The sequence below is a fragment of the Bacillus sp. EB106-07-01-XG149 genome, from assembly GCF_058791555.1.
In genome coordinates this window covers 175,494-201,798 of record NZ_JBYTDP010000005.1, presented here as the reverse complement: position 1 = coordinate 201,798, position 26,305 = coordinate 175,494, and the positions used below count along the sequence as shown (strand labels likewise).

The 26,305-nt window shown below is 35.5% G+C and carries 24 protein-coding genes and 2 pseudogenes; 7 read left to right on the top strand and 19 right to left on the bottom strand.

Features of this window, described 5'->3' with window-relative positions; genetic code table 11:
* Positions 1-63: 63 nt before the first annotated feature.
* From AC3WTA_RS20730 to AC3WTA_RS20680, 11 genes and pseudogenes are all read right to left on the bottom strand, one after another.
* Positions 64-759 carry a hypothetical protein gene (locus AC3WTA_RS20730; protein WP_000466498.1) on the bottom strand — a complete coding sequence of 232 codons (696 nt, stop codon included), beginning with the start codon at positions 757-759 and terminating at the stop codon, positions 64-66.
* Positions 746-1,534, bottom strand: a complete 789-nt coding sequence (locus AC3WTA_RS20725) for a hypothetical protein (protein WP_492333005.1) — start codon at positions 1,532-1,534, stop codon at positions 746-748. The genes AC3WTA_RS20730 and AC3WTA_RS20725 overlap by 14 nt, the downstream gene beginning before the upstream one ends.
* Positions 1,535-1,565: 31 nt before the next feature.
* The gene (locus tag AC3WTA_RS20720; protein WP_000864804.1) at positions 1,566-2,132 is read right to left on the bottom strand and encodes a hypothetical protein; all 567 of its coding nucleotides are present in this window, start codon (positions 2,130-2,132) and stop codon (positions 1,566-1,568) included.
* A gap of 117 nt (positions 2,133-2,249) precedes the next feature.
* Positions 2,250-2,732, bottom strand: coding sequence for a DUF2712 domain-containing protein (locus tag AC3WTA_RS20715; protein WP_000023372.1), 483 nt, complete (start codon positions 2,730-2,732; stop codon positions 2,250-2,252).
* A 415-nt stretch (positions 2,733-3,147) separates the two neighbouring features.
* Positions 3,148-3,690 carry a ribosome hibernation-promoting factor, HPF/YfiA family gene (hpf, locus tag AC3WTA_RS20710; RefSeq protein WP_000671193.1) on the bottom strand — a complete coding sequence of 181 codons (543 nt, stop codon included), beginning with the start codon at positions 3,688-3,690 and terminating at the stop codon, positions 3,148-3,150.
* A gap of 320 nt (positions 3,691-4,010) precedes the next feature.
* Positions 4,011-4,208: a cold shock protein CspC gene (gene cspC / locus AC3WTA_RS20705; protein WP_001990088.1), complete on the bottom strand. Its 198-nt coding sequence runs from the start codon at positions 4,206-4,208 to the stop codon at positions 4,011-4,013.
* 126 nt (positions 4,209-4,334) lie between these two features.
* Positions 4,335-5,039 carry a ComFC family protein gene (locus AC3WTA_RS20700; RefSeq protein WP_078183263.1) on the bottom strand — a complete coding sequence of 235 codons (705 nt, stop codon included), beginning with the start codon at positions 5,037-5,039 and terminating at the stop codon, positions 4,335-4,337.
* Positions 5,039-6,388, bottom strand: coding sequence for an ATP-dependent helicase ComFA (gene comFA, locus AC3WTA_RS20695; RefSeq protein ID WP_000879432.1), 1,350 nt, complete (start codon positions 6,386-6,388; stop codon positions 5,039-5,041). Before comFA ends, AC3WTA_RS20700 begins: the two co-directional genes overlap by 1 nt.
* 127 nt (positions 6,389-6,515) lie before the next feature.
* Positions 6,516-7,926, bottom strand: a pseudogene (locus tag AC3WTA_RS20690) (C40 family peptidase).
* A gap of 146 nt (positions 7,927-8,072) precedes the next feature.
* Positions 8,073-8,387: a winged helix-turn-helix transcriptional regulator gene (locus AC3WTA_RS20685; RefSeq protein ID WP_000400858.1), complete on the bottom strand. Its 315-nt coding sequence runs from the start codon at positions 8,385-8,387 to the stop codon at positions 8,073-8,075.
* A 172-nt stretch (positions 8,388-8,559) separates the two neighbouring features.
* Complete coding sequence (locus tag AC3WTA_RS20680) at positions 8,560-9,402, bottom strand: DegV family protein (RefSeq protein ID WP_000844761.1); 843 nt, start codon at positions 9,400-9,402, stop codon at positions 8,560-8,562.
* A gap of 239 nt (positions 9,403-9,641) precedes the next feature.
* On the opposite strand from AC3WTA_RS20680, the gene AC3WTA_RS20675 reads away from it, so the two are divergent.
* Entirely contained in the window at positions 9,642-10,277 is a 636-nt protein-coding gene (locus tag AC3WTA_RS20675) for a YigZ family protein (RefSeq protein WP_000926686.1), read from the top strand.
* A gap of 74 nt (positions 10,278-10,351) precedes the next feature.
* Positions 10,352-11,485, top strand: coding sequence for an LCP family protein (locus AC3WTA_RS20670; protein ID WP_000392779.1), 1,134 nt, complete (start codon positions 10,352-10,354; stop codon positions 11,483-11,485).
* Positions 11,486-11,525: 40 nt separating this feature from the next.
* On the opposite strand, the gene wecB is transcribed toward AC3WTA_RS20670, so the two are convergent.
* Positions 11,526-12,641: a non-hydrolyzing UDP-N-acetylglucosamine 2-epimerase gene (wecB, locus tag AC3WTA_RS20665; protein ID WP_000140113.1), complete on the bottom strand. Its 1,116-nt coding sequence runs from the start codon at positions 12,639-12,641 to the stop codon at positions 11,526-11,528.
* Between the two features lie 74 nt (positions 12,642-12,715).
* Positions 12,716-14,086: a UDP-glucose dehydrogenase family protein gene (locus AC3WTA_RS20660; protein WP_000287630.1), complete on the bottom strand. Its 1,371-nt coding sequence runs from the start codon at positions 14,084-14,086 to the stop codon at positions 12,716-12,718.
* A gap of 587 nt (positions 14,087-14,673) precedes the next feature.
* On the opposite strand from AC3WTA_RS20660, the gene tagO reads away from it, so the two are divergent.
* The 3 genes from tagO (at position 14,674) to AC3WTA_RS20645 (ending at position 19,472) form a co-directional block, all read left to right on the top strand.
* Positions 14,674-15,747 (top strand): UDP-N-acetylglucosamine--undecaprenyl-phosphate N-acetylglucosaminephosphotransferase TagO, encoded by a 1,074-nt coding sequence (gene tagO, locus AC3WTA_RS20655; RefSeq protein ID WP_000378315.1) that lies wholly within the window; start codon positions 14,674-14,676, stop codon positions 15,745-15,747.
* Between the two features lie 207 nt (positions 15,748-15,954).
* Positions 15,955-16,692: a polysaccharide deacetylase family protein gene (locus tag AC3WTA_RS20650; protein ID WP_000597166.1), complete on the top strand. Its 738-nt coding sequence runs from the start codon at positions 15,955-15,957 to the stop codon at positions 16,690-16,692.
* Positions 16,693-16,796: 104 nt separating this feature from the next.
* Positions 16,797-19,472, top strand: a complete 2,676-nt coding sequence (locus AC3WTA_RS20645) for a sigma-54-dependent transcriptional regulator (protein WP_097860406.1) — start codon at positions 16,797-16,799, stop codon at positions 19,470-19,472.
* Between the two features lie 100 nt (positions 19,473-19,572).
* Here the strand turns inward: AC3WTA_RS20645 and exsM are convergent, their stop codons facing one another.
* On the bottom strand, positions 19,573-19,986 hold the full coding sequence (exsM, locus tag AC3WTA_RS20640; RefSeq protein WP_000207035.1) for an exosporium regulatory protein ExsM: 414 nt from the start codon (positions 19,984-19,986) through the stop codon (positions 19,573-19,575).
* A gap of 189 nt (positions 19,987-20,175) precedes the next feature.
* Between exsM and AC3WTA_RS20635 the strand changes: the two genes are divergently transcribed.
* Positions 20,176-21,357: a chromate transporter gene (locus tag AC3WTA_RS20635; RefSeq protein ID WP_492333004.1), complete on the top strand. Its 1,182-nt coding sequence runs from the start codon at positions 20,176-20,178 to the stop codon at positions 21,355-21,357.
* A 39-nt stretch (positions 21,358-21,396) separates the two neighbouring features.
* Here the strand turns inward: AC3WTA_RS20635 and chbG are convergent, their stop codons facing one another.
* The 5 genes from chbG to AC3WTA_RS20610 all read right to left on the bottom strand — a co-directional run bounded on the left by chbG (position 21,397) and on the right by AC3WTA_RS20610 (position 25,612).
* A complete protein-coding gene (gene chbG / locus AC3WTA_RS20630) occupies positions 21,397-22,101 on the bottom strand; it encodes a chitin disaccharide deacetylase (protein ID WP_097860404.1) in 705 nt (234 codons plus the stop codon).
* A gap of 48 nt (positions 22,102-22,149) precedes the next feature.
* Positions 22,150-23,475 (bottom strand): 6-phospho-beta-glucosidase, encoded by a 1,326-nt coding sequence (gene celF, locus AC3WTA_RS20625; RefSeq protein WP_000145765.1) that lies wholly within the window; start codon positions 23,473-23,475, stop codon positions 22,150-22,152.
* A 3-nt stretch (positions 23,476-23,478) separates the two neighbouring features.
* A complete protein-coding gene (locus AC3WTA_RS20620) occupies positions 23,479-23,802 on the bottom strand; it encodes a PTS lactose/cellobiose transporter subunit IIA (RefSeq protein ID WP_000989050.1) in 324 nt (107 codons plus the stop codon).
* Positions 23,803-23,985: 183 nt separating this feature from the next.
* Positions 23,986-25,293: a PTS cellobiose transporter subunit IIC gene (celB, locus tag AC3WTA_RS20615; protein WP_001168832.1), complete on the bottom strand. Its 1,308-nt coding sequence runs from the start codon at positions 25,291-25,293 to the stop codon at positions 23,986-23,988.
* A gap of 16 nt (positions 25,294-25,309) precedes the next feature.
* On the bottom strand, positions 25,310-25,612 hold the full coding sequence (locus AC3WTA_RS20610) for a PTS sugar transporter subunit IIB (RefSeq protein ID WP_001023569.1): 303 nt from the start codon (positions 25,610-25,612) through the stop codon (positions 25,310-25,312).
* Between the two features lie 397 nt (positions 25,613-26,009).
* On the opposite strand from AC3WTA_RS20610, the pseudogene AC3WTA_RS20605 reads away from it, so the two are divergent.
* Positions 26,010-26,305: pseudogene (locus AC3WTA_RS20605) on the top strand (polyamine aminopropyltransferase); the annotation flags it as partial.

Here is a 26,305-nt window from a genome sequence, read left to right as displayed (position 1 = left end):
TGGAATCTCTAAACCTTACATGTAAATCTCTTTTTAACAAATAATATAAAATCATAATGTAAACTAGATCACCTCTGTCTCATCATTCATAGAAATATAACTTTTTTTAGCTAAAATCCATACACTTATAAAAAAGATAAAAAAACATCCAAATAAGCGTATAAGTAAACCAGTGGCATCTTCAAACACATTTATATAAAAAACATTTGTAAATAAAAATCCATGTAATATAAATCTATCTAGTAAAACTGCAGTGATCATACATATTATTATAAGTAAACTAGGTAAAAATAATTGCAATAAAGCACTTATCATACATATAAAAATAGTCGCAAATAATTGAATGCAAAATAACAATGCATAATTCACATAAATACTATTTACAACCATCATATTTGCCATCAAAAATAACTGTAAAATCATACTCCCAGCAAAAAAGCAAACAAAAACGAATAGTTTCAAATAATATATTGAAACTAATTTCAATGCATTATTCACTCGGTAAACTACATAAATACTAAAAAAATTCGACATAGAATATACAGAAAAAACGATAGTTAAAGGAATAAATATAGTCGATAAATTATAAAACGACATAACCTTATACAAAGCTTCCAATTCGTTCATTTTCTCTTTTACAATTCCATGTTCAAAATAATTGAACAAACAACCAATGATACTGACGTTAAGTAAGAAGAGAACACTTAACCAAACATATTTCATCCCTATAGTTTCTTTCATTACATTATAAAAGAACATGCTTCCTACTCCCCCGTAAATAAAGAACTACAGAACAAAACCAAATACATAACAACACACTAAGAAAAATTTGTAATTCAAAAAAACCGGAGTCTTTAATTAAATAATCTTTAGGATTGAGAATCCCCTTTCCAATACCAAGCCAAAAAATATGTAAAATAAATGGAACTAAATAAATAAAATAAACTCGTCTTATAAAAAACGAAACTGATAAAGCCAAACTTGAAAAAACCGCACCGTATAAACCATTTAAAAATACATACATAAGAAAATATAAAGTAGGATACTCATAATAAACCGTATTAAATTGAGCTGTTGGTGAAACAGTAGCAGCCATATAATTTAATATCGGATGCGGAGCAACTGTTGGATAAGTCATCGCATATAAATAAAAATGAAATAGTAAAGGGACACTTATAATAAAAAAAGATACAATAAAATTAATAAAATAAAGTAACCTAAAATAATGACATGTTCCCATCTTAGAAATAACAGGATAAATAAACCCATAATTTTTATCAATTCTATAAATTCCTGCTACAGCCATTGCAGAAATCATAGGAAATATTAATAGATAAAATTCACTATAAAATGGTAATCTATTAAAATGTAAAATGTTAGATAAATATGGAGATACCTTTATAATCCCAGCATCGTTAAATCCTTTCGTTGTTACAAACATAGCAATATATTGAGCAATGACAATTACTAACATAATAAATAAAGATACCCAAAATATCCTATCTTTTAAAATCCGTCCTAAAAAGTAACTCATCTACAACTCCTCCATAAACCATTATTGAAATTTAAATCTTTTTTAATATGAAGAATTGATCTGCAACACCATAACATTTATTTTCTTTATTTATCCAAATGTAACGAAAAGAAACATGTGCTTTCTCCCCCTCAAACTTAGGAAATTCAACTTCATACTGATAAACATTATCTGTACCTTTTCTTTTTACACTCTTAACTTCTTGTTTCCACTGAATTACTTTTCCATCAGTTTGTTCAATCCGCCCCAAAAGATACGTTGGTTTTTTCTTATTCGTCACACCCGTTAAAAAAACATAATAATTTTCCGGTATAACTCCCAACTTTAAATTTTCATCTAAAAGCTTATCTTCTATTCCAATATCATTTCTATCTGTTTGACCTTGAAAGAAATCCTCACCATTTTCATTCTCAAAAAATACTTGTTCAAAAATAGTATTTTTCTTAATTTCTTGTAACTGAATACTTTTTAAATTATCTTTTTCCGTTAAAGTATCTTCAATATTTACAATAGGTTCATCCATTTCCTTTTGACAAGAAGCTAAGAAACAAATACTCAATAAAAAAAAAACTAAAACATACTTGGAAATAACCTTCATTACAGCTCCTCCTATTTTTAAAATTACATAGCAGAAAAAGTCGTATAATCCAGATTCGGAACTATACGACTTTTTCTAGCACTACAAAATAAATAATTTCAATTTATAATTTCTAAATCAATATTCAGTGTAAGGTCCACCAGGTCTTACACTATCAGGACTCCAAGCAGTAGGATAAGCATTATTTTCTCTAGAATAACCACCAAATCTCACAGGTACATTTTTTCCATATCTTTCATATGCGTAATTTTGGAAAAGATACGTTTTACCTGGTTGCACCGTTCCTTCATGCTTACCTGACTCACCTGAAACATTTACCCAATCTCTATCACCTTTATTTTTATTTTTATCTGCTTCTGTCCAAACGTTAAAAGAACCACCGCCCTTCTCACTACTCTTCACACGCATATACATAGAAGTAGGTGTCCCTTTAGGACGTGCATTAGTAAAATCATATGCACTCCAAAGTCTAAAGGTAAATTCTACATGATCATCTCTTGTATCAGCCTTAGCAGGTTCGGTTAAAGCAAAAGTACTAGCTAAAATACCTAAAGATAAAATAGCCCCAAACATAAAACGACTTTTTTTCTTTATACTCAATAAAAACACCTCCGATAATTTATAGCATTATATTGATTTTATTTTTTCACTGAAGGAATAAACTAAATCTATATAATGCAATATTATAGTAACAACAACTTGATATACCTTCAATGGATTTTAGAATATTTAATATTATTTTTACACTTACGAACATTTCGTTAAATTTTAAAAAACAATAATATATCCCTAGCAAAGAATCACTTGTAAAGTTAACTGCTTACCTACGCCTGTTCCAAATAATAAAGAGTAACTCACCTTTCCAAGTTTTTAATTTCCCCGTACTGTTTTGACGAAACACTGTCCAAAAATCAATTCTTAATGAAATTGGCTACTTATAAATTTTTTCACCTCTCGAAAAGAAAAAGCTAAAACATAAAAAAAGCGCAGCCATTTCGGCTGCGCTTTTGAATTATTATTTAGTTTCGATTAAACCATATTTCCCATCTTTACGGCCGTATACAACATTAGTTTCATTTGTATCAGCGTTTGTGAAGACGAAGAAATTATGTCCTAGCATATCCATTTGTAGGATCGCTTCTTCAACGTCCATCGGTTTTAAATCAAATCGTTTTGTACGTACAAGTTCTAATTCATCCTCTTCTACCGCATCCAGAACAGCTACTGCTTCTGGAAGGATAAAGTTCGTTTTCACAGAACCTTTCTCACGTAACTTACGATTTACCTTTGTTTTATGTTTACGAATTTGTCGCTCAAGTTTATCAACTACTAAATCGATAGCAGCGTACATATCGCTATTAGTTTCTTCTGCACGAAGTAATAAATCAGTAAATGGAATTGTTACCTCGACACGTTGCTTGTCAGAGTATACTTTTAAATTAACTTTAATCTCTGGGAATGTATCAAAATAACGCTCTAACTTACTTAGTTTTTTCTCTACATATTCCTTTAATGCTGGAGTTACTTCAATATTTTCACCACGAATGTTGAATTTCATAGATGAATTCCTCCTTTCAAGCCTATGTACTATAATTTCGACACTGGCTTAAAAACTCCTTCTAACTTTTTTAAAAAAATTAGTGGAATTGCGATTTTTTTATCGTTTTTTGTTGAAATGAAAAGATGCATCGTTTCTATCTTTATTTTATCCTATTAACATCGTGAATAACGAATATAACTGTGGACAATTCGTTACAGAAAAGAAACAACTTTTTGACAACTTGATTCATAACAAAAACCCCTTGCAAAAAACAAGAGGTTCTACCATATATATAACGTTGCCACAAACGCAGCTTTCTCTTCCCAAAAACAATATTCCTACAGTTTTACAACATTAGCTGCTTGTGGTCCACGTGCTCCATCTACAATGTCAAACTCAACTTGTTGCCCTTCTTCTAATGACTTATATCCATCTTGTTGAATAGCAGAAAAATGAACAAACACATCATCACCATCTTCACGCTCAATAAACCCAAATCCCTTTTCTGCATTGAACCATTTCACTCTTCCTTGCATGTTCATTCCATTCCCTTCGCTCTAAAAATCAGGGCATTCACCCCATACTTTGACTATAACGAATGACAACTTACGAAGTCAAAGAAGACTTATCGTCTTTTTATTATCCCTTTCGACAGTTACAGATCAACTTCTACAGAGCGTCAAACTAGAAACTTCCCTTGCTCCTCTATTGTATAAAAGACTTCCAATTTGTCTAACTGTAATTCCTGTCGTATATACATCATCAACGAGTAAGATATGTTGATCATGAAACATATCTTCTCCCTGAAAATAAAAAGGATTACTTCCCGAAAGCCTTTCGTTACGTGTCTTCTTACTTTGCTTTTCTGTTTCCCTTCTTCTTAATGAGGGATAAGAAATTTTGACAGGTAAGCATGCTGCTAATAACTCTGCCTGATTAAAACCACGTTCATATTCCCGTTCCCTACTAAGTGGAACAGCAATAACACTTGAAATGCTCGTAAAATGCTTTTGAAACAGCTCCCGAAAGGATCGATAAAAAATATGAACTAACTCCGCATCCCCCCGAAACTTAAACTGTGCTAATATTTCTTTCATCTCATCATCGTACACGTGCAAAGAACGATTTTTAAAAGGACGATAATTCTCCTCATTTATCCACCTTACGCAATCCATACAAATATCATTTTCTTTATATTCGGAAGGCAAGTCCTCTAAAGGTCGCCCACACTCCATGCAAATCTCTCCTATAATATAGGAAAGTTTCCGCTCACACCTGTCACATATATATTTTGTGTGAGACTTTACAAAGAAGGTGTACCAACTAACTGTTTCCAACATATACTCATCGCAAAGTAGACAATGCATTAATCGATTAACCCTTGTTCTTTCGCCTTTTTGTTCATACTTTGAATATGCCTTTTCGCGCGTACCATCGCCTCTGTCTTACCGCAATGAAAATAAACGACCTCACCATAAGGTTCTTCAAAACTACGACCTGCTCGGCCTGCAATTTGTACGAGCGCACTTTCTGAAAAGATTTCTTCTTCCGCCCCTAACACCGCAACTTGTAAATTCTTCACAGTTACTCCTCTCTCTAAAATTGTCGTTGTAACTAATAAAGGAATTTCTCCCTTTCTGAAAGCTGCTACTTTTTCTTTTCTCATCGGATCTTCTGCATGTACACCATCGATTCTAGGATCCAACGTTTTCAATATCAGGCTCAATTCTTCTATATATCGCACATGAGGAACAAATAAAAAAATAGGATGTTTTTTGTTTACGTACATTTCTAACCATTGTAGTAACACTCGAGGAATTCTTTTATGATGGAGGCTTTTCTTCCAATTTCCGCACCAGCAAAATAGAGGAACTGGTAACGGATGACGATGGTATCGTCCAGGGACAATGATACCTTTTTGTTTACCACTTCTGAAATTATGTTTCCACTTTTCATCGGGAGTTGCCGTTAAATAAATACGCGCCGCTTTCTCTTTCATCGCTTGTTGCACTGCATACTGTAACATTTGATCCGCATAATACGGGAAGGCATCTATCTCATCTACAACCATGACATGAAACGCTCTATAGTAACGTAACAGTTGATGAGTCGTTGCAACGACTAACGCTGCATCTTTGTCCCTATCTTCACTTCCTCCGTATAAGGACGCTACATTTACATTTGGAAACACTTTTTGTAATCTCGGCGCTAATTCTAGTACAACGTCTGTTCTTGGCGTTGCGATACAAATTCTTTCTCCTTTTTGAAGTGCCTCTGCAATACCGTAAAACAGCATTTCAGTTTTTCCAGCCCCGCACACAGCCCAAATAAAAAACGATTCTTTCTGCTTAATAGCTTCTATAACACCTTGCGCCGCCAACTCCTGACCGGTAGACAAAGTCCCGTTCCACTGTAAAGAATTTAAACCTTTTTCTCCTTTTCTTTCAGCGATCCCACGAACAAGTACAGCACATTCACTAACTCTCCCCATCGTTATACACTTTCGGCAATACGTACATACTTTACTGCACCTTTTACATGAAAATGACGCAAATAGCCGCTGCTCTATATTTCCGCAGCGCTGACATATATATTTAGAAGCCTTCTTTATTACGCCTTGTACATATACGACCTTCCTCTTCTTTTTCAAATCATGTAATGTATCCCGTAAATCTGAAGAGAGTTCCTCTAATAGTAACTGTTTCCCTGCTAACATCAGCAACCACCTCCAGCACTACTATAAACCTTTTTCATAATCTCGTAAAAACTCAAAAAAGCCGATAACCTACTTATAAAATAGTAAGCTATCGACTTTATACACATGTTTTATTCGTTTATAAATCCTAGAATCTACCGTATCCTAAGAAATGTTTTTGGTTGTAGCTACTGCTTAAGCTAGCATAAGCAATCCCTTTATCACCAGCATGAATCATTTGGCCATTACCAACGTAAATACCGATGTGAGATGGACCTGGTTTATAAGTACCTTGGAAGAATACTAAATCTCCAGGTTGTGGGCTACTTACTTTAGAAACTGAGTTCCAGTAACCTGCAACGTCTTGACGACCTACGCCGAAGATGTAAGAAATGAATCCACTACAGTCAAAACCACCGTTTGATGGAGATGCACTTCCCCAAACATATGGTAAGCCTAAGTAACCTTGTGCTTTACCAATTACGCCACCCGCATTTGAAGCTGGTGCTGGCTCTGCTTGTTTCTTTTCTTGCTTAGGTGCTTCTTTTTTAGGCTCTTCTTTTTTAGGTTCCTCTTTTTGAGCTTGTCCACCATTGTTTGCTGGTGCAGTTTGTGCTGCAGGTGCTTGTGCTGTAGGCGCTTGCGCAGCTTTAGCAGCTTGTTCTGCTTGTTTTTGAGCAGCCGCTTCTTGTGCAGCTTTTTCTTGTGCTTCTTGTTCAGCAATACGTTGTAATTGCAGTGCTTGTTTTTCAAGATCTTTCAATTGACTCTCCGTACTTGTCATTGAAGTTACAACTGTATCCATTTTACCGCTTAAATCATTTACTGCTGTTGATTTTTTCGCTTTTTCAGCGTCAAGTTCTTTCTTAGCAGTTTCAATTTGAGCTTGTGCTTCTTTTAATTCTTTTTGCTTTGTTTTTACCGTTTCAACATCTTTTTTCACGTTCGCTTGATCTTCTTGTTGTGTTTTCATGATATCTTCATCAGACGCAAGAATTTTAGAAACAGAATTTAAACGATCAACTAAATCTGCAACATTTTTAGAGTTTACAAGAACTTCTGTTACAACATTTGTGTTTGGTTGTTCTTGAAGTGCAACTAAACGTTTTCTTAATAACTCTTCACGTTTTGCAATTTTCGTTTGTAGTTCTGCAATATCTTTATTTTTATTTTCGATTAATCGCTCAGTATCCGCAACTTTTTTCGTTGTTTCATCAAGTTTTGAAGCATTCTCTTGAACAGATTTATCCAAACCTTGAATTGTTTTGTTTAAGTCATTCATTTGCTTTTGTAATACATCACGTTCTTGTTGTTGTTTATGTAAAGTGTCATTTTGTGTATTAATTTGTGATTTCACGTCAGAAATTTTATCTTCTGCAAATACATTTGGTGTTAGTCCTGAAAACATTAACCCTGCAACTAATGCGCAAGATGCCATTTTTAGCTTTTTCATTTTATTTTTTACACCGCTTTCTTTTGTCTTTTTTCCGTATATAACCTATAAAATTTATACCATAATTCGGGATTTTTTTTGCTAATGTTACGCTATTGTAAAACAAATGTAATATTATATGTAACTCTATCGCAAAATATGCATATTTTTGTATATATGTGTAGAATTTTAAAAGCTTTTTATAAGCAAAGAAAAAACGCAAGGTTTCCCTTACGTTTTGTTAAATACACTAATACGAATGAAATCAAAACGTTATTTCATCCATTTCTCAGCCCAATTTTGGACTTCATCCATAACACTTTCTAATGCTTTCCCTTTTTCAGTTAAGCCGTACTCGATTCGAACTGGTACTTCTGGATAAACATTACGAACTACAATGCCTTCGCTTTCCAATTCCTTTAAACGCTCTGATAACATACGATCGCTCATATTCGGTATAATATCTGCGATTTCTCTAAAACGTTTTGACTCTTCAAGCAAAGATTTAATAATTAAGCCAGTCCATTTTTTACTAAGCAAAGTAAAAGCTGACTCAAACTTTGGACATAAACAAGAATTATGCTCCATATGTTTCACCTCTCTTCCATTATAATATAGTTTCTTGTAAAAAGTAAGTTATAAAACTTTCCTCATTATTTTATTTTACGTACATTTTACCATTTCCAAATATTAACTTGTCAACTACACGTAAAATATCCGTAAAAAAACCCTCTTCAAAAAGAGAGCTTTTTATATCTTATTACTTCGTATACCATCCAAGACCTAGTGCACCTTCACCTAAATGCGTACCAATTACAGCACCGAAATAACCTGTGCGGATTGTAACATGAGGATATTTTGCTTCTAATTCTGCCTTCCATTCATTCGCTTCCTCTTCACGTTGTGCATGAATGATAACTGCTTCCATAGGTACACCTTGACTTGCTTGCTCATCAAAAATTTCAACAATTCGTTTTAACGCTTTTTTACGTGTACGAATCTTTTCAAATGGAATAATGATTTTATCTCTAAAATATAAAACGGGCTTCACTTGTAACAAACTACCAATGAAGGCTTGCGCACTATTTAATCGTCCTCCACGTTGTAAATGATGTAAATCATCCACTACAAAATAAGCGTCCATCGTTTTCTTCATTTCATCAAAACGGGCAACGATCTCTTTCGGATCCTTTCCTTCGCTTGCTAATTTTGCCCCTTCACGCACATAGAATCCTTGTACTTCACAACTAATTTCAGAGTCGTACGTATATACATCAATACCCTCTACCATCTGTCCAGCTGCCGTTGCTGTTTGATATGTACCACTAATTCCACTTGAAAGATGAATACTAATAACTGCATCATAATCCTTAGATAATTCTTCATATAGCTCAACAAACTTTCCAATTGCTGGCTGAGAAGTTTTCGGAAGTTCTTCTTGCTCACGTACTTTTACATAAAAATCATCTGCTGAAATTTCAGCCTCTTCTTGATAAGATTCCGTTCCAAACACAACGTTTAATGGAATCATATATATATTGAGTTCATCACGAATATGCTTCGGTATATATGCTGTACTATCAGTAACAATAGCTGTTTTCATTTGCGTACCTGCCTTATAAAAAAGTTTTTATTCCCTAAGTTTACACGAAAACTAAAAATGGTGCATCCATACATGAAAATGCCGATTTGAAATTATACTCACCATCTCGACAAATTACAACAAAAAGGTGAAATACTCACCAAAAATTTCAACTTATTTATAAAAAATGTTTGAATATAAAAACGCTCGCTTTTAAAATGTAAAGTACTAGTCATTTTGGCAGATAGGGGCGTATACGAGTGTTATTACAATATTTAACAATCAAAGAATACGGTGAGCACGAAATTGTCATTCAAAAATCGAGATTTATCTGTTATATTAGCCGAGCTACAACCGAAGAAGAAGCTCAAGAATTTATACAAAAAATAAAAAAACAAAATTGGAATGCCACACATAATTGTTCTGCTTATTTGATTGGCGAACAAGATCAAATTCAAAAAGCAAATGATGATGGAGAACCTAGCGGTACAGCTGGCGTACCTATGTTAGAGGTACTAAAAAAACGCGGTTTAAAGGATACCGTCGTTGTCGTTACACGCTATTTTGGTGGCATCAAACTTGGCGCAGGCGGATTAATTCGCGCATATGGAAAATGTACAAGCGAAGGCATTAATCATGTCGGTGTTGTCGAGCGAAAACTAATGCGTGTTATGCAGACCGAAATTGATTACACATTACTTGGCAAAATTGAAAATGAATTACGTAATTCAAAATATGCCATTAAAGATATACATTATCTAGAAAATGTCACATTTGATACGTATGTAGAAGAAGACGGAAAACAAGCATTCACAGATTGGATGATTGAATTAACAAATGGGAAATGTACAATTAAAGAAGGAGATATGTTGTACTTAGAACAAGATGTTATCTAAGAATAACTACACCCTCATCTTTAAAGATTAATGTAGTGAATTCCTTCCCTACAAATGAACTAAGGAGATTATATATGGAAGAACGTTATTATCATCTCCAAAATAGCAGAATAAAAAAGAAACGAAGAAGAAAGTTTTTCTACTTCCTTATTTTCGTATTTTTATTTGGTGGTGTAGGACTTTATATATTAAATTCCTACTCTTCTCTCATGGGGATGTATAGTGGTTTTACTCGTCAAAAATCGGACTTGAGAACCGAAGATGTAGAAATTACAAAGGAGCCTTTTACACTCCTTATTATGGGTATAGAAGATTATGCAACGGACGGTCAAAACGGTCGTACAGATTCATTAATGTTTGCGACAGTCAATCCGAAAACTAAAAAGATTTCGCTTATGAGTATCCCTCGTGATAGTCGCATTCCAATTGCTGGAAAGAACAAAGAAGACAAAATTAACGCTGCGCACGCTTACGGCGGAGAAGAAATGGCAATCAAAACGGTCGAAGGTTTTCTAAAAGTTCCTGTAGACCATTATATTAAAATTGATTTCCAAGGCTTTAAAGGTATTGTTGATGCTGTTGGCGGTGTTACTGTTGATGTCCCATTCGATTTTTGGGAGCGTTCGGACGTGGATTACTACAAAAAAATCGAATTTAAGCAAGGACAACAAGACTTAAATGGGGAAGAAGCACTCGCATACGTACGTATGCGAAAGCAGGATCCAAACGGCGATTACGGTCGGGCCGCTAGACAAAGACAATTACTAGCCGCTGTTGCTCAAAAACTAAATTCAGCCTCTACCGTATTTAAAATTAAAGATTTAACAGCAGTCGTTGGAAAATATATAAAAACTGACATTCCTATTTCTGACGGACTTGCACTTTACAATAAACTATCTGGGTTTGATCCTTCTACAATACAAACGTTCAAACTCGAAGGAGAAGACAAAAAAATAGGTGGTATTTATTACTTCCTTCCAGATCCAATCGGTGTAGAGACAGTACGTAACGAAATTAAAAAAGAATTAGGAGAAACAGCAAACACTCAAGAAAATCCAACTACAAAAACCGAATCAAATCCTTCTTCAAATTCTAACTCTGACGAAAAAGCAAAGAAAGAAACGAATCAGAATCAGAACAAAACACCAACTGAACCACCTCCTTCTACGAATGCTCATGCAGAGTGGATTATGAGAAATCAGCAATAACAAAAAGAGCCAAATCGCACATGATTTGGCTCTTTTTTATTTACTTATTAAAGTGTTGCAAAATTGCTTCTACAATGCGCTCTGATGCACGGCCATCACCGTAAGGATTAGATGCTTTTGACATCTTATCATGAGCTTCTTTATCTGATAACAACTCATCAGCAAGACCAAAGATTGTCTCTTCGTCTGTTCCTGCTAATTTCAACGTACCTGCTTCAATACCTTCTGGGCGCTCTGTTGTATCACGAAGAACAAGAACTGGTACACCAAGTGACGGCGCTTCCTCTTGTACACCACCAGAATCAGTTAACATTAAGTATGAACGAGCTGCAACATTGTGGAAATCAATTACATCTAGCGGCTCAATTAAATGAATGCGGCTGTGATCGCCTAAAATATCATTCGCTGTTTCACGAACAACAGGGTTCATATGAACAGGATACACAACTTGTACGTCTTCATGCTTATCAACAAGACGTTTAATTGCACGGAACATGTTACGCATTGGCTCTCCTAAGTTTTCACGACGGTGAGCTGTCATAAGTACAAGACGATCGTTTCCAAGTTTCTCTAGTACAGGATGACTATATGTTTCTTTTACAGTCGTTTTTAGTGCGTCAATTGCTGTATTTCCTGTTATGAAAATGCGTGACTCATCTTTATTTTCTTTCTGTAAGTTCGTTGCTGATTTTGTTGTAGGTGAGAAATGAAGATCTGCCATAACGCCTGTTAATTGGCGATTCATCTCTTCTGGGTATGGAGAATATTTATCCCATGTACGAAGTCCTGCTTCAACATGCCCTACTGGAATTTGATTGTAGAAAGCAGCTAAACTTGCAATAAATGTTGTCGTTGTATCACCATGTACAAGTACAATATCCGGCTTTGCTTCTTTCATTACTTTATCCAAACCTTCTAAACCACGCGTTGTAATATCAATTAAAGTTTGGCGGTCTTTCATAATATTCAAATCGAAATCTGGCGTAATTCCAAAGATACTTAATACTTGGTCTAACATTTGACGATGTTGTGCTGTTACAGTCACAATCGATTCAATTTTGTCTGGATGCTTTTGCAACTCTAACACAAGAGGTGCCATTTTAATTGCTTCTGGACGTGTCCCGAAAATTGTCATTACTTTTAAACGTTCAGTCATTTCATTGCCTCTTTTCTTTCACTAGTTACAAATTCTATTATGACATATAAGAATATACATGAATACATGCCTTTTTAACGAATAACGGAAAAGTCCCTCTTACAAATACTTTCTCTTCCAACCGAATAATAATCTATCTCTTGCTTCTTGACATCCTCAATAGTATAACAATTTCTTCCATCTAATAAAATAGGCTCTCTCATAAGTTGTGCGTACTTTTCTAACGGATAAGCTCGGATAGCCTCCCATTCTGTCATGATAAAAGCCGCACTCGCTCCTCTAATCGATTCATCTATACATTCGCTATATTGTATAGTCTCTCCAAAGAGATTTTTCATATTTGGAATCGCTTTTGGGTCATATAGAACTACATCCGCACCTATATGAATTAATTCTTGTATCATAATAAGGGACGGTGCGTCTCTTATATCATCAGTATTCGGTTTAAATGCCGCTCCCAGCACCGCAATCCGCTTCTTGTTCATATTTAATACTTTCTTCGCTTTCTCAATCAATAACAACTGTTGTTTATTATTCACTTCAATGACTGCTTTTAACAAGCGAAAATCATGCGCCACATTCCCCGCAATTTGCACAAGGGCTTTCGTATCTTTCGGAAAACAAGATCCCCCATAACCAATGCCCGCATTTAAAAAAGACGTCCCAATTCTCTTATCCATTCCCATCCCTTGTGCAACGTCTAATACATTGGCTCCTACCTTCTCACATATATTTGAAATTTCATTGATAAAACTAATTTTTGTCGCTAAAAAAGCATTCGATGCATATTTAATCATCTCTGCACTTTTTATATCTGTAACATACGTTTTTAAGCGTAATTCACTATACAAATTCTCCACTTTTCGTGCCGCTTCCTCATTATCTGCTCCAATTACAATACGATCTCCCTGAAAAAAATCGTAAATCCCTGAACCTTCCCGTAAAAATTCCGGATTCGATACGATATGTAATTCATATCTATTTTGTAATTTCTCCTCAATCCATCCCCTCATAACATCATTTGTACCTACAGGAACCGTACTTTTCGTAACGACAATAATGTCGTTCGTCGCATATGTTCCGATATCGTCACAAGCACTTCGAATATATGTTAAATCCGCTGTCCCATCTAATAAAGATGGCGTTCCAACTGCAATAAATATAAATTCTGCATCGTAAAATGCTTTCGCTCTACTTGTTGTAAAAGTTAAACAATCATTCTCACATGCATCATTTATTAATTCATATAAACCCGCTTCATAAATAGGCAGATTTCCTTGCTTTATCCGTTCAATTTTCTCATCATTTATATCAAAACATGTGACTGAATGGCCCAACATTGCCAACCCTACTCCTGTAATTAATCCAACGTATCCGGTACCTATTATCGTAATTTTCATTTCCTTTTCGCACAGGAATATACAATAGAAAATATACGAATACATAGAATGCTCCCTGTGCTTCCCCCTCTCACATTAAAAATGAGAAAACTCTTTTACTTCTTTATTATATGAATTACTTTTTCCATTCTTTTTTAAGTTTTTGTAAAATTACATGCAAGAATATAAAATGAAACTTTATTCAGTGAGGGGCATCCATCCCCGGCTAATTATTAGTTAAACCAATCGAGATTTTACAGGAATTAAGGTTCCCACCTAAATTCTTTGCCTCAACTAAATTTTGAGGCGGAAGCCTTACTGCCCGTTCATGCGGATAAATTCCCACATTTTAACACGGAACTTACTCATTTCTAGGTGTAACACTTATAATACTGAAATAAAAATATTCATTATCGAAAAAAGAGAAAATGTCATATTCTAAAGTTCAATACAATTAACCTTCTCAAACGATTCAACATTCTGTATACAATTGTCATATATTCTATCTGCTTCCATTTGCCGTACAAAGAAAAAAAGATTGAATTCTAATCTTTTTGTGATACCATATGTTATGAGCCTGTAAATAAACATCATAATTTTCAGATAAATATATTAAAAAAAATTACGTTAGACTATAAAAGGGTGGGGTATTAATGGACTCACAAGTGATTTATGCCATTTTGGCATCTTTCATCACTGTACTCGTCGTTACTCCTTTAGTTATTAAGTTAGCTTTTAAAATAGGAGCAACAGATAAGCCAAACGCTCGTAAAGTACACCAAAAGATTATGCCTCGTCTTGGCGGATTAGCGATATTTATTGGTGTAGCTGTAGGATTTGTTGTCGGCGGCTTATATGAACAAAGAATGTTATCGATAACGCTAGGTGCGATTATCATTGTAATCATCGGTATTTTAGATGATATGTACGAGTTATCTGCGAAGGTAAAATTCGGTGGACAACTATTAGTTGCCATGATGATTGTAAAAAGTGGATTATTAGTGCAAGTATTATATATTCCAATCCTCGGGGATACTGAACTTGGATGGCTTGCTTATCCAATTACAGTATTTTGGATTGTAGGTATTACAAATGCAATCAATTTAATTGATGGCTTAGATGGGTTATCTGCTGGTATTTCATCTATCGTACTTGCTACGCTAGCATATATGGCCTTCACTAGCCCATGGGGCACTGGAGCCGCTATTATCTTACCACTAGCATTAATTACATTAGCAAGTACAATTGGATTTTTATTCTACAACTTCCATCCAGCAAAAATTTTCATGGGAGATACAGGCGCACTATTTTTAGGATACTGTATTTCTGTTATATCGTTACTTGGATTATACAAAAGTGTAACGTTATTCAGCTTTATCGTTCCAGTTATCATTTTAGGCGTACCTGTATTTGATACGACATTTGCAATTATCCGTCGTGTCGTAAATAAAAAACCTATTTCAGCACCAGATAAATCGCATTTACATCACCGTTTACTTGCAATGGGCTTCTCTCATCGTAAAACGGTACTAATTATATACGCATTCGGTATTTTCTTTAGTGTAAATGCAATCATTTTCTCTAGTGCGACATTATGGTTATCCATTATTCTTCTTTTCGTTTTAATCTTCTTTACAGAAATCATTGCTGAAGTAATCGGGCTTGTACATGAACGTTACAAACCACTTATTTCCTTTTATAAAAAAGTGAAAAAACGCGAAGACTAATTGTAGTATAGCCTTTACAATTATGAAATATTCAAATAGCATCCTCTTTCTTATAAGAGGATGCTATTTTTTATTTTTTATTCCCCATTTCATATTTCCAAAATATAGTTTGTTTGAGAGTCCCGCTATTGGAGAAAGATATACATAATAAGAAAAGGATTATATTTTCTTTTTTACATCTTGATTGTCAAACTGAGGGTGAATGTTATGATCAAGCGAGTATTTCAATACATTATTTTATTTTTAACGATTACTATGTACGCGTCATCTCATGCAGGAGCAACTACAATGACCCCTGCTGAACATCATCCAAATACTGAAACTACCTCTCCTATCCAAAAAATCGCGTACTTAACATTTGATGACGGACCAAACAAATATACTACGCAAATTTTAAACATCTTAAAGGAAAAGAACGGAAAAGCAACTTTCTTTGTTATTGGTGGAAAAGTGCCACATTATAAAAAAACAATGCAACGATTAATTAAAGAGGGACATTATATCGGACTTCACAGTATGTCACACGATGTAAAACGCCTTTACACTGGTGATCCATCCGCTTTAATTACAGAAATGGAACAAACACAAAATATTGTTCAGCAAGTTACAAAATTAAATACACATCTCGTTCGTGTCCCGTATGGTAGCATGCCTTACTTAAAAAAGAATTACCGTGATGCACTTGTATCCGCCCAGTATAAAATGTGGGATTGGACAATCGATACATATGACTGGAAAAGCTATGACAATCCTTCTGCCATACTAGAAAGAGTACGTAATCAGAGCGATGAACAAGTCGAAGTGATTTTAATGCATGATTCGAGTGTAACCGTACAAATACTGCCTAAAGTAATTGATTACTTACAGTCACAAGGATACAAACTTCTTCCCTATAATCCATCTTCTCACCTCGAAGTGAACTTTTGGAAAGACACAAGATTGTAACAGCTTTAGTGCCTATTTGCTAAAGCTGTTTTATTTTTCTCTTCCCACCCTTCCCATTTTTGTGTAAAATTTTAAATAGTGATGAAGTTTCGAGGTGAATAGAAATGAAACGAATAGATCTCATTTTTAACGCAATACAAGAAGGGAATTATATAGAAGGTGTAACCGCATCAGAACTCGCTACCCTGTTGCAACTAGATCGTGCCAATGTAAGTAGCGACTTAAACAAACTTGTAAAAGATAAACGTTTATTAAAAACAAATACGCGTCCTGTTCGTTTTTATATAGAAACGAACGCTTCGTTGGAAACGCATTCAAAGGAAATGACTTCATTAGATACATTTGCAATTGAAAATACAAGCCTTAAAATCGCAATCGAAAAAGCAAAAGCTTCTATTCTCTATCCTCCAAACGGTATGCATACTTTACTGCTAGGAGAAACAGGAGTCGGAAAATCTATGTTTGCTTCTTTAATGCACGAATATGCAATTGAAGTTGAACAGCTTCCTAAAAATGCACCATTTATCGTCTTTAACTGTGCCGATTACGCAAATAATCCACAGCTACTACTGGGGCAGTTATTTGGGATTAAAAAAGGAGCTTATACAGGGGCAAGTGATCAAAAAGGGTTAATTGAAAAAGCACATGAGGGGATCCTTTTCTTAGATGAAGTACATCGCCTTCCTCCAGAGGGACAAGAAATGCTTTTCACCTTTATTGACCGCGGGGTATACCGCCGCCTTGGAGAAACAGAAAACGAGCGTAAAGCACAAGTATTAATCATTACTGCAACAACAGAAGAACCAAATTCATTTTTATTAAAAACATTTACAAGACGTATACCAATGACTGTTACGCTGCCACCACTTCGTGAGCGTACACATAAAGAACGATTTGCTTTACTGCAACTATTTTTCACAAATGAAGCAATCCGTCTGCGAAAAGAAATTCACGTTAGTCCGAATGCAATGCGCGCTTTCGTCTTTTACAATTGTCCCAATAACATCGGGCAATTAAAAACGGATGTACAAATTGCCTGTGCGAAAGCCTATTCTGACTTTGTGACAAAGAAACGTGATTCTGTCTATGTTTCAAGTACAGATTTACCTTGGTATATGAAAGAAGGGCTATTCATTGAAAGAAAGAGCCGTCATCTATACCAAATACCAAATGAAACATTTATATTTACAGGTGATGAAGGTTGGAGTAATCATAAAATAGAGAATGAAAAACGGTCTTCTATTTACGATTATATTGACTATAAATACGAAGAACTTCAAGCTCGCGGTATTGAAGAGGACGAATTAGAATTACTAATAGAAAATGATATTCAAAGCTTTTTCGTACAATATTTTAACCAAATATCTAAAAAAACAAGTCATGAAAATGTTTTTAAAATTGTGGATCGTAATATCGTTTCCGTATGTGAAAGAATTGCGGAACTTGCTGAAAAGCATTTATCTAAGACGTTTGATGAAAAAGTATTTCTCGCTTTAAGCTTACATGTACAGACAACTCTACAACGTTTGCAAGCTGGGAAACAAATTCATCACCCACAATTAAATCAAATTCGTACGAAATATAAAGACGCTTTTTCCGTAGCTATGCAATGCATTCAACTACTGGAGGACGAATTACAAATAACAATGCCTATTGATGAAGCAGGCTTTTTAACAATGTTCTTCGTTGTTGATCCAATTCCTGCCTCGCAAACAGAAGTAAAAGTATTAATATTAGCGCACGGCAACGGCATCGCAACAGAAATGGCAAACGTCGCAAACGAACTGCTCGGCATTGAGGAAGTAACCGGCATCGATATGCCGTTACATGAATCGCCGAAAGATTTCTTAGAGCGTGTGAAAGTGTATATGAAAACACTCCAAAATGTAAATGGACTTCTCTTACTCGTCGATATGGGCTCGCTCGCTTATATTGGTGATATATTAGAAACTGAGTTCAAAATCCCGGTACGTGTTCTTTCCATGACAAGCACTCCACATGCACTAGAAGCAGCTCGAAAAGCTCAACTTGGCTACTCGTTAGATGCATTATATGAAACAGTGAAGAACTTAACACCGTTTTACTTAAACGTACAAGAAGAAAAGAAAAAGCCACTATCACCAATGAAGTCTGTTATTTTAACAGCTTGTTTAACTGGGGAAGGCAGTGCTTTAGCTATTCAAAAAATGTTAGAGAACTATTTGCGATTTGACAAAGACTTAATTGAAATTATTCCGATTAGTATCGTCCATGAAAAAGATTTAACGAAAATGATTGAGAACATAAAAATAGAGCGAAATATCATTTGTATCGTCACAAATTTCGATGTGCAGGTGCCATGCTTAACATACCATTTCCAAGACATTGTAAACTACACAGCGATTCAGCCAATTCAAGAATTAATTACGTATGAAGAAACATATGCAAAAATGGCTGATATTCTGGAACAACAAATGCAGCGGAACGACGGAGCATTACTTATTAAAACAATTCGTTACGCATTAAATACAATTCAAGAATTAATTTCCTTACAGCTAACTCCTGACAGCTTAATGGGTGTGATTCTGCATATGAGCTGTATGGTTGACCGTCTTCAAAAAGGAGAAAGCCTCCTCCCTCATCCAGATAAAGAGAAACGAAGACAAGATGAGTACTGGATGTATATGAAAGTGAAAAAAGCATTACAACCAATTGAAAATACATTTGAAATACAAATACCTGATGATGAAGTGTTTTATATCATGGACTTCTTCATTAAAAATCAGCCTGTAAAAATTTAATCGAAGCAGTTTTTTAAATATATCGATTTACCGACAATAACCACTAAAATTTGTACCTTATAGAAAAAAAGGCTGTTCCAAAATATGGACAGCCTTTTTTCTACTTCTTTACTTTTCTGATTCTCCCCCTGATTTCGCCCTTCTTATTAGACTTTGTATAAACATTTACATATACATTCGCCTGAATGATTTCTTGAAGTAAGCTATCAAACGCTCTCCCCTGTAAAGGCCCTTCAAAATCCTCCACATTGACTACACCGGTCACGACTCCTTCATTTACACTAATACCTTGCTTTATTGGACCAAACAAATTTAAAACCACTGGACCTATTTGATCCGCTTTTCCTAAATGAATTTGGCATGATGTAACTTTTTCGATGTTTTTCAATATGATCCGATATTGTAATTTCTTTAAATCATCACTAAATATAAACTCTGTTACACCATAAGCTTCTGTATTTACAGGAGGTATTTCCCTCTTCCCTGTTAACCTCGCAAAGAAATGTGTTGTCATACAGGCATTCTCCTTATATAAATTTCCCAGCACTACTTCTACTACTTTATGGTTTATACATAATCATTTATGACTTTTTCAAGTTTTAATTACGAAGAAAAGATTCACACAATCTTTACATTAGAATCGTTCCTTTTTCTTTACTATCTCTTGTATAATGCACGTAGAAAAGCATTCTAGGAGGTCGTTTTGAAAAATAACAAATATACTTTTCATACATTATTAGAGATTTTTCTCGTCTCATTTAAATTAGGACTTACTTCATTTGGTGGTCCTGTCGCCCATCTTGGCTATTTCCACCACGAATACATACAAAAAAGAAAATGGATGGATGAACGAAGCTATGGAGATTTAGTAGCACTATGCCAATTCCTTCCTGGTCCTGCTAGCAGTCAAGTCGGTATGGGAGTTGGATTATTAAGAGGTGGATTATTAGGAGCTATTATTTCATGGATTGGATTCACTCTACCTTCTGTGCTTGTTTTAGTTTTCTTCGCCTCGTTCCTTAATCAGTTCGACCTTGGAAGTGCTGGCTGGATTCATGGACTAAAACTTGTAGCAGTCGCCATTGTTGCTCATGCCATATGGGGAATGGCGCAAAAATTAACGCCAGACCGAAATCGTGCGACGATTGCTATTGTAACTGCTGCAATCGCCTTATTATGGCCAAGTAGCTGGACACAAGTCATTCTCATTATAGTATCTGGCTTTATCGGCTGGTTTTTATATTGCAACCATGCAATTAACCAATCTCAAAATATAAAAGTACCTATTTCAAAAACGATAGCGGTTTCTTGCCTCGTCTTATTCTTCGGACTATTAATAGTGCTACCAATATTAAGACCATTCTCTTATTACATCGCTTTATTCGATAGTTTCTATCGCTCTGGTGCACTTGTATTTGGAGGCGGACACGTCGTGCTGCCCCTTCTTGAAGGTGAATTTGTACAAAACGGAATGATGACGAAAGAACAGTTCCTAGCTGGATACGGATTAACACAAGCGGTACCAGGCCCACTATTTACATTCGCCTCTTATATAGGAGCAGTGTTAAACGGGATGCTTGGGGCAATACTCGCAACAATTGCGATCTTTCTTCCTGCTTTCTTGCTCGTTATTGGTGTTTTACCATTTTGGGACAGTGTGAGAAAAATCTCTTACATACAAGGCGCACTACTTGGAATCAATGCAGCCGTTGTCGGTATTTTATTAGCAGCTTTTTATGATCCTATTTGGACGAGCACAATTATGAACGCTGTAGATTTTGTTTTTGCGTCTCTTCTATTTTGCTTGCTCGCTTTTTGGAAAACACCACCTTGGGTTATCGTTATACTCGGAGCCTTTGGTGGATATACCCTATCCATTTTGTAAATAAAAAAACGACGGCATTATGTAGCCGTCGTTTTTCTATTAAAACTTCACAAGTTCTATTCCTTCCGGCAACTCGCTCCCTGTTAAAATACGCAATTCTTTCACACGATCCATTACGTAAGAAGAACGCTTCACAAGCTCTGGATCAATATAAGCTGGATGAACCATAATTTCTACCGTTTGTTCATCTTGTACTCTTTCTTTTAACTTCACAAAGTAATCTTCCGTCACACCATCCGCGTAAAAGTCACTGTAAAACACGTCAGAAAACGGGCGTACTGCTCGCTCTTCCTCACAACGACGAATTGGAACATTATATGTAGCTGCCAATCTCTCAAGAACATCATGCAAAATCGGTAATCCATGCACGTGATGATGACTATCTAAATGCGTTGGTTTCAATCCATAAGCTAAGAATTTCTCAATTTGAGCAGTCCATTCTCTCTCAACTTCTTCTGCATTTAGCTTCCCTTCCCATACGACGCTTTGTTTATGAAACAATCCATCGCTATTTACAAGTGAAGGTACGTCTCCAAGAAGAGGTTCCCCTGCCGTTAATACGAGATGTACGCCTACTCCGAGTAGGTTATATTCTTTTGCTAAGCGTACCGCATGCTCTGTTCCTGGCATATTCATCATCATCGTCGTTGAATTTACAAGTCCATTTATATGTCCATCAATAATACCGTAATTTGTACCTTCTGTAAGACCGAAATCATCTGCGTTTACAATTAACTTAATCATCGTAATACCTCCTAATAGAATAAAAAAAGCGGGCTAAATAGCGCCGCTTTATTTCTCTACCTTTTTGAAGAACTGCGGAAGATATTCTTTATGTGCTTCCAACATTTCATCTAAAATTTGTTTTGCAACTTTATCTGATGGTACAAGTGGATTAATTGTCATAGCAAGCAGCGCTTTATGATAATCCCCTGTAACAGCAGCTTCAATTGTTGTGCGCTCAAATGATTTAATTTGCTGTACTAAACCGCGAACTGGTACGGGAAGATCTCCAACTGCAATTGGTTTTGGACCTTCTTTCGTAATAATACAGTTCACTTCAACAGCAGAGTCATGTGGCAAGCTTGCAATTGTTCCGTTGTTTCGTGTATTAACAGGCTGGATATCACCTTTATTATTGTAAATAGACGTAATTAAGCTACATGCTGCGTCACTATAATAAGCGCCGCCACGTTTTTCTAATTGTGGTGGTTTAATATCTAAGTTCGGGTCTTTATATAGCTCGAATAAATCATCTTCTAACTGTTTCACTACCTCTGCACGTGTACCTTTTTCAATCGAAGCTTCTTTCTCTTCTTCTAACATTTCACGTGTTTTGTAGTAATAGCGATGGTATGGACATGGAATTGCACGAAGGCCGCGAATAAAGTCTGGCTCCCAGTTAAGCGCTGCAATATTTTCCATCGTAATTTGCTTTTCTGGATCTGTTACAAGCTCTAACACACGATCCATTACACTTACGCCATCTAAATATACGTCTAGTCCGTATACCATATGATTTAAACCTGCAAAATCAACGTGTACACGACTTGCATCTACTTCAAGTAATCTTGCAAGACCCATGCGGATTCCGATTGGAACGTTACATAGACCAACTACTCTTTGAATATTTGTATAACGAAGGACAGCTTCTGTTACCATACCAGCTGGGTTCGCGAAGTTAATTAACCATGCATTCGGACAAAGCTCCTCCATATCCTTACAAATATCTAAAATAACAGGAATCGTTCTCAGCGCTTTAAATAAACCACCAGGACCATTCGTTTCCTGACCGATTACATCATATTTTAATGGGATTGCTTCATCTTTTGCACGAGCTTCTAATAAACCTACGCGAAGCTGCGTTGTTACGAAGTCAGCACCTTTTAACGCTTCACGACGATCAAGTGTTAAATGTACCTCGATTGGTAAACCAGATTTTTTCACCATACGTTTCGCTAAGTTACCAACGATTTCTAACTTTTCTTTTCCTGCCTCAATATCTACTAACCAAATTTCACGAACAGGAAGCTCATCATAACGCTTAATAAATCCTTCAATTAACTCTGGTGTATAACTAGATCCACCGCCGATTGTAGCAATTTTAATTCCAGTCATGCTTTATTCCCCTTTCGCTTCTAACTTTTTATAAAGGTCAATAAATTCTGCTGCTAATTCTTTTACTGTAATCGCATTCATTAAATGATCCTGTGCATGAATTAAAAGAACACTAATCTCTGTTTTTTCTCCTCTTGCTTCTGATTGTATGAGCTCTGTTTGGAAATGATGCGCTTCATTAATCGCTTCTTTCGCCTTTACCATCGCTTCATCAGCCTCTGCCATTTTCCCCTGTTTGGCAAATTGAAGTGCCTCCATCGCAAAGCTTCGTGCATTACCACTATTTAAAATTAATTGGAATGGAATTTGTTCTGCTGTAGTCATCATAATTACCGCCCTCTCTATTATGGTTCAACCGATTTAAATACCCCTTCAGTTTGAACATTTCTATTAAATTATTATTTTATTAATGATAGTTTGGTGTTCTTGTAGATGGGTCTCATCTTTCTGAACATGATATAAAGGTGATTGTTCTCACAGATAATGTTATCTGTGAGAACAATTACTATGTTACATAGGTACAGAGTTGTTATTTCCTTGTGCTGCTGCTTTTTCAGTACGAACAACAGAACGGTCAGATAATACAACGAATGGATAGTAGATTACCATCGCAATTACAAAGTTGAATAACTGTAGAATTGCACCTGAAAGATGTCCACCTGTTACAAGATAACCACTAATAATTGGTGGTGTTGCCCATGGAATCATCACAACTGTTTTTGGTACCCACCCAATAGATATAGCTGTATAAGAAGTAATTACTAATACAATTGGTGTTAGGATAAACGGTAAGAATAAAATTGGATTTAAAATAATTGGTGTACCAAAGATTACTGGTTCGTTAATATTGAATGCACCTGGTCCAATTGATAAGCGAGATACACCGCGTAATTGTGCACTTTTTGCTACAAGTAATACGACCACTAAGAACGCTAATGTTGCACCAGAACCACCAAGATATACGAAAGTATCAAAGAATGGTTTTGTAATAATGTTTGGAACATCAAATGCAGATGTACCACCTTGGAATAACTTCATATTTTTCTCTAATGCCGGTAAGTATAATGGCTCAATAATACCACCAACGATATTTGGCCCATGTAAACCGAAGAACCAAAGAAGATGAACAAGGAGTACAATGACAATTGCACTTGGTAATGTCCCTGCTAAACTTTGCAGTGGTGATTGAATCGTATTAAAGATAAATTCATGAACACTTGTACCAGCTAATTTCACTGCTAATTGAATACCTGCAACTACTGTTAAGATAACAAATGCTGGAACTATAGCTGCGAAAGATCTTAAAACTGCTGGCGGTACTCCATCAGGCATTTTAAAAGTAATGTTTCTTTGTACAAAGAAACGGAATACCTCAGTAACAAGGAGTGCCACGATAATCGCTACGAATAGCCCTTGTGCCCCTGTCCAAGCTAAGTTCAATCCGCCTTCTTTCGGTGTTGTTGGCGTAAGAATAATTAACGCACCAAATGAAATAATACCTGCTGACAAACCATCAACGCCGTAAGATTTTGCTAAGTTATAACTTGTTGTAAATGCTATGATTAGTGCTAGAATTGCGAAAGAACCAGTCCACATTCCACCGCCAACTTGTTTCCACGTTTCACCAAACAAACCTTTCATGAACTCTTGGAAAGCTTCAGACGGAAAACCATTAATTAGTGATGCCAGTGCACCAACTAAAATAAGTGGCATAACTGCAATAAATCCATCACGGATCGCAGCTAAGTGACGTTGCGATCCGATTTTACCAGCGACAGGAACAATATACTTCTCCATAAACGCAATAAACTTTTGCATTTCGCTTCCCCCCTAATTATTTTTTAAGTGTTAACGCGTGATCTAAAACTGCTTCTCCATTCATCATGCCGTAGTGCATTGGATTGATAACGTCGATTCCAACGTTTCTCTCATCAGCAAGCGTTTTCATTGAAGAAAGCATGTAACGAACTTGTGGTCCTAGTAATAATACATCTGCTTGATCGATATTTGTTTTTACTGCATCCCCAGATACAGCCCAAATCTTTCCTTCTAGACCGCGAGCTTTTGCAGCCGCTTCCATTTTTGTAACTAGTAAACTTGTAGACATCCCTGCTGAGCAACATAATAAAATATTCATTTGAAAATCCCCCTTGTGTAGTATAAAAAATTTATGTTTATTTATTTTTCTTTACGCTATTTATTAATGCAATTAGCGTGCCAACTTTTTAAAACCACTAAAATCAGCACTTTTTCGACTGTTTTCTTTGTGTGTTAACGCTTTCAATTAGTGTGTCACCCAAAAAACACACAGTGTGTTATAAAACAACACGCTTTTAACACATAACTGTATGAAAATAGATTAGTGTTTAGTTGTCTAGTTGTATTCAAAACAAAAAAACACTAAATTTTTTTAGCGTGAAAATCTAGTGAAAAAATAAACCTCTCTTAAACACATTCTTCTATCTATTGTCCAAGCCACCTCTACTAAATTACATAGAATAGAATAAAATAACAAAATTCGAAAGGGGATTCCTATGCCAAAACATAGAAAACAGAACAAAATAAAGATTTATAGAATAACAAGCTATAAAAAAGACAAGCGTTCTGAATTAGACTCTGACAAATTTGAACTAGAACAACAGGAAATAGAAAATAAGCAGGATAAACAAAACAAACAAGACAAACAAGACAAACAAGACAAGCAAAATAAACAAGACAAACAGGACAAGCAAAATAAACAAGACAAACAGGACAAACAGGACAAACAGGACAAACAGGACAAACAGGACAAACAGGACAAACAGGACAAACAGGACAAACAGGACAAACA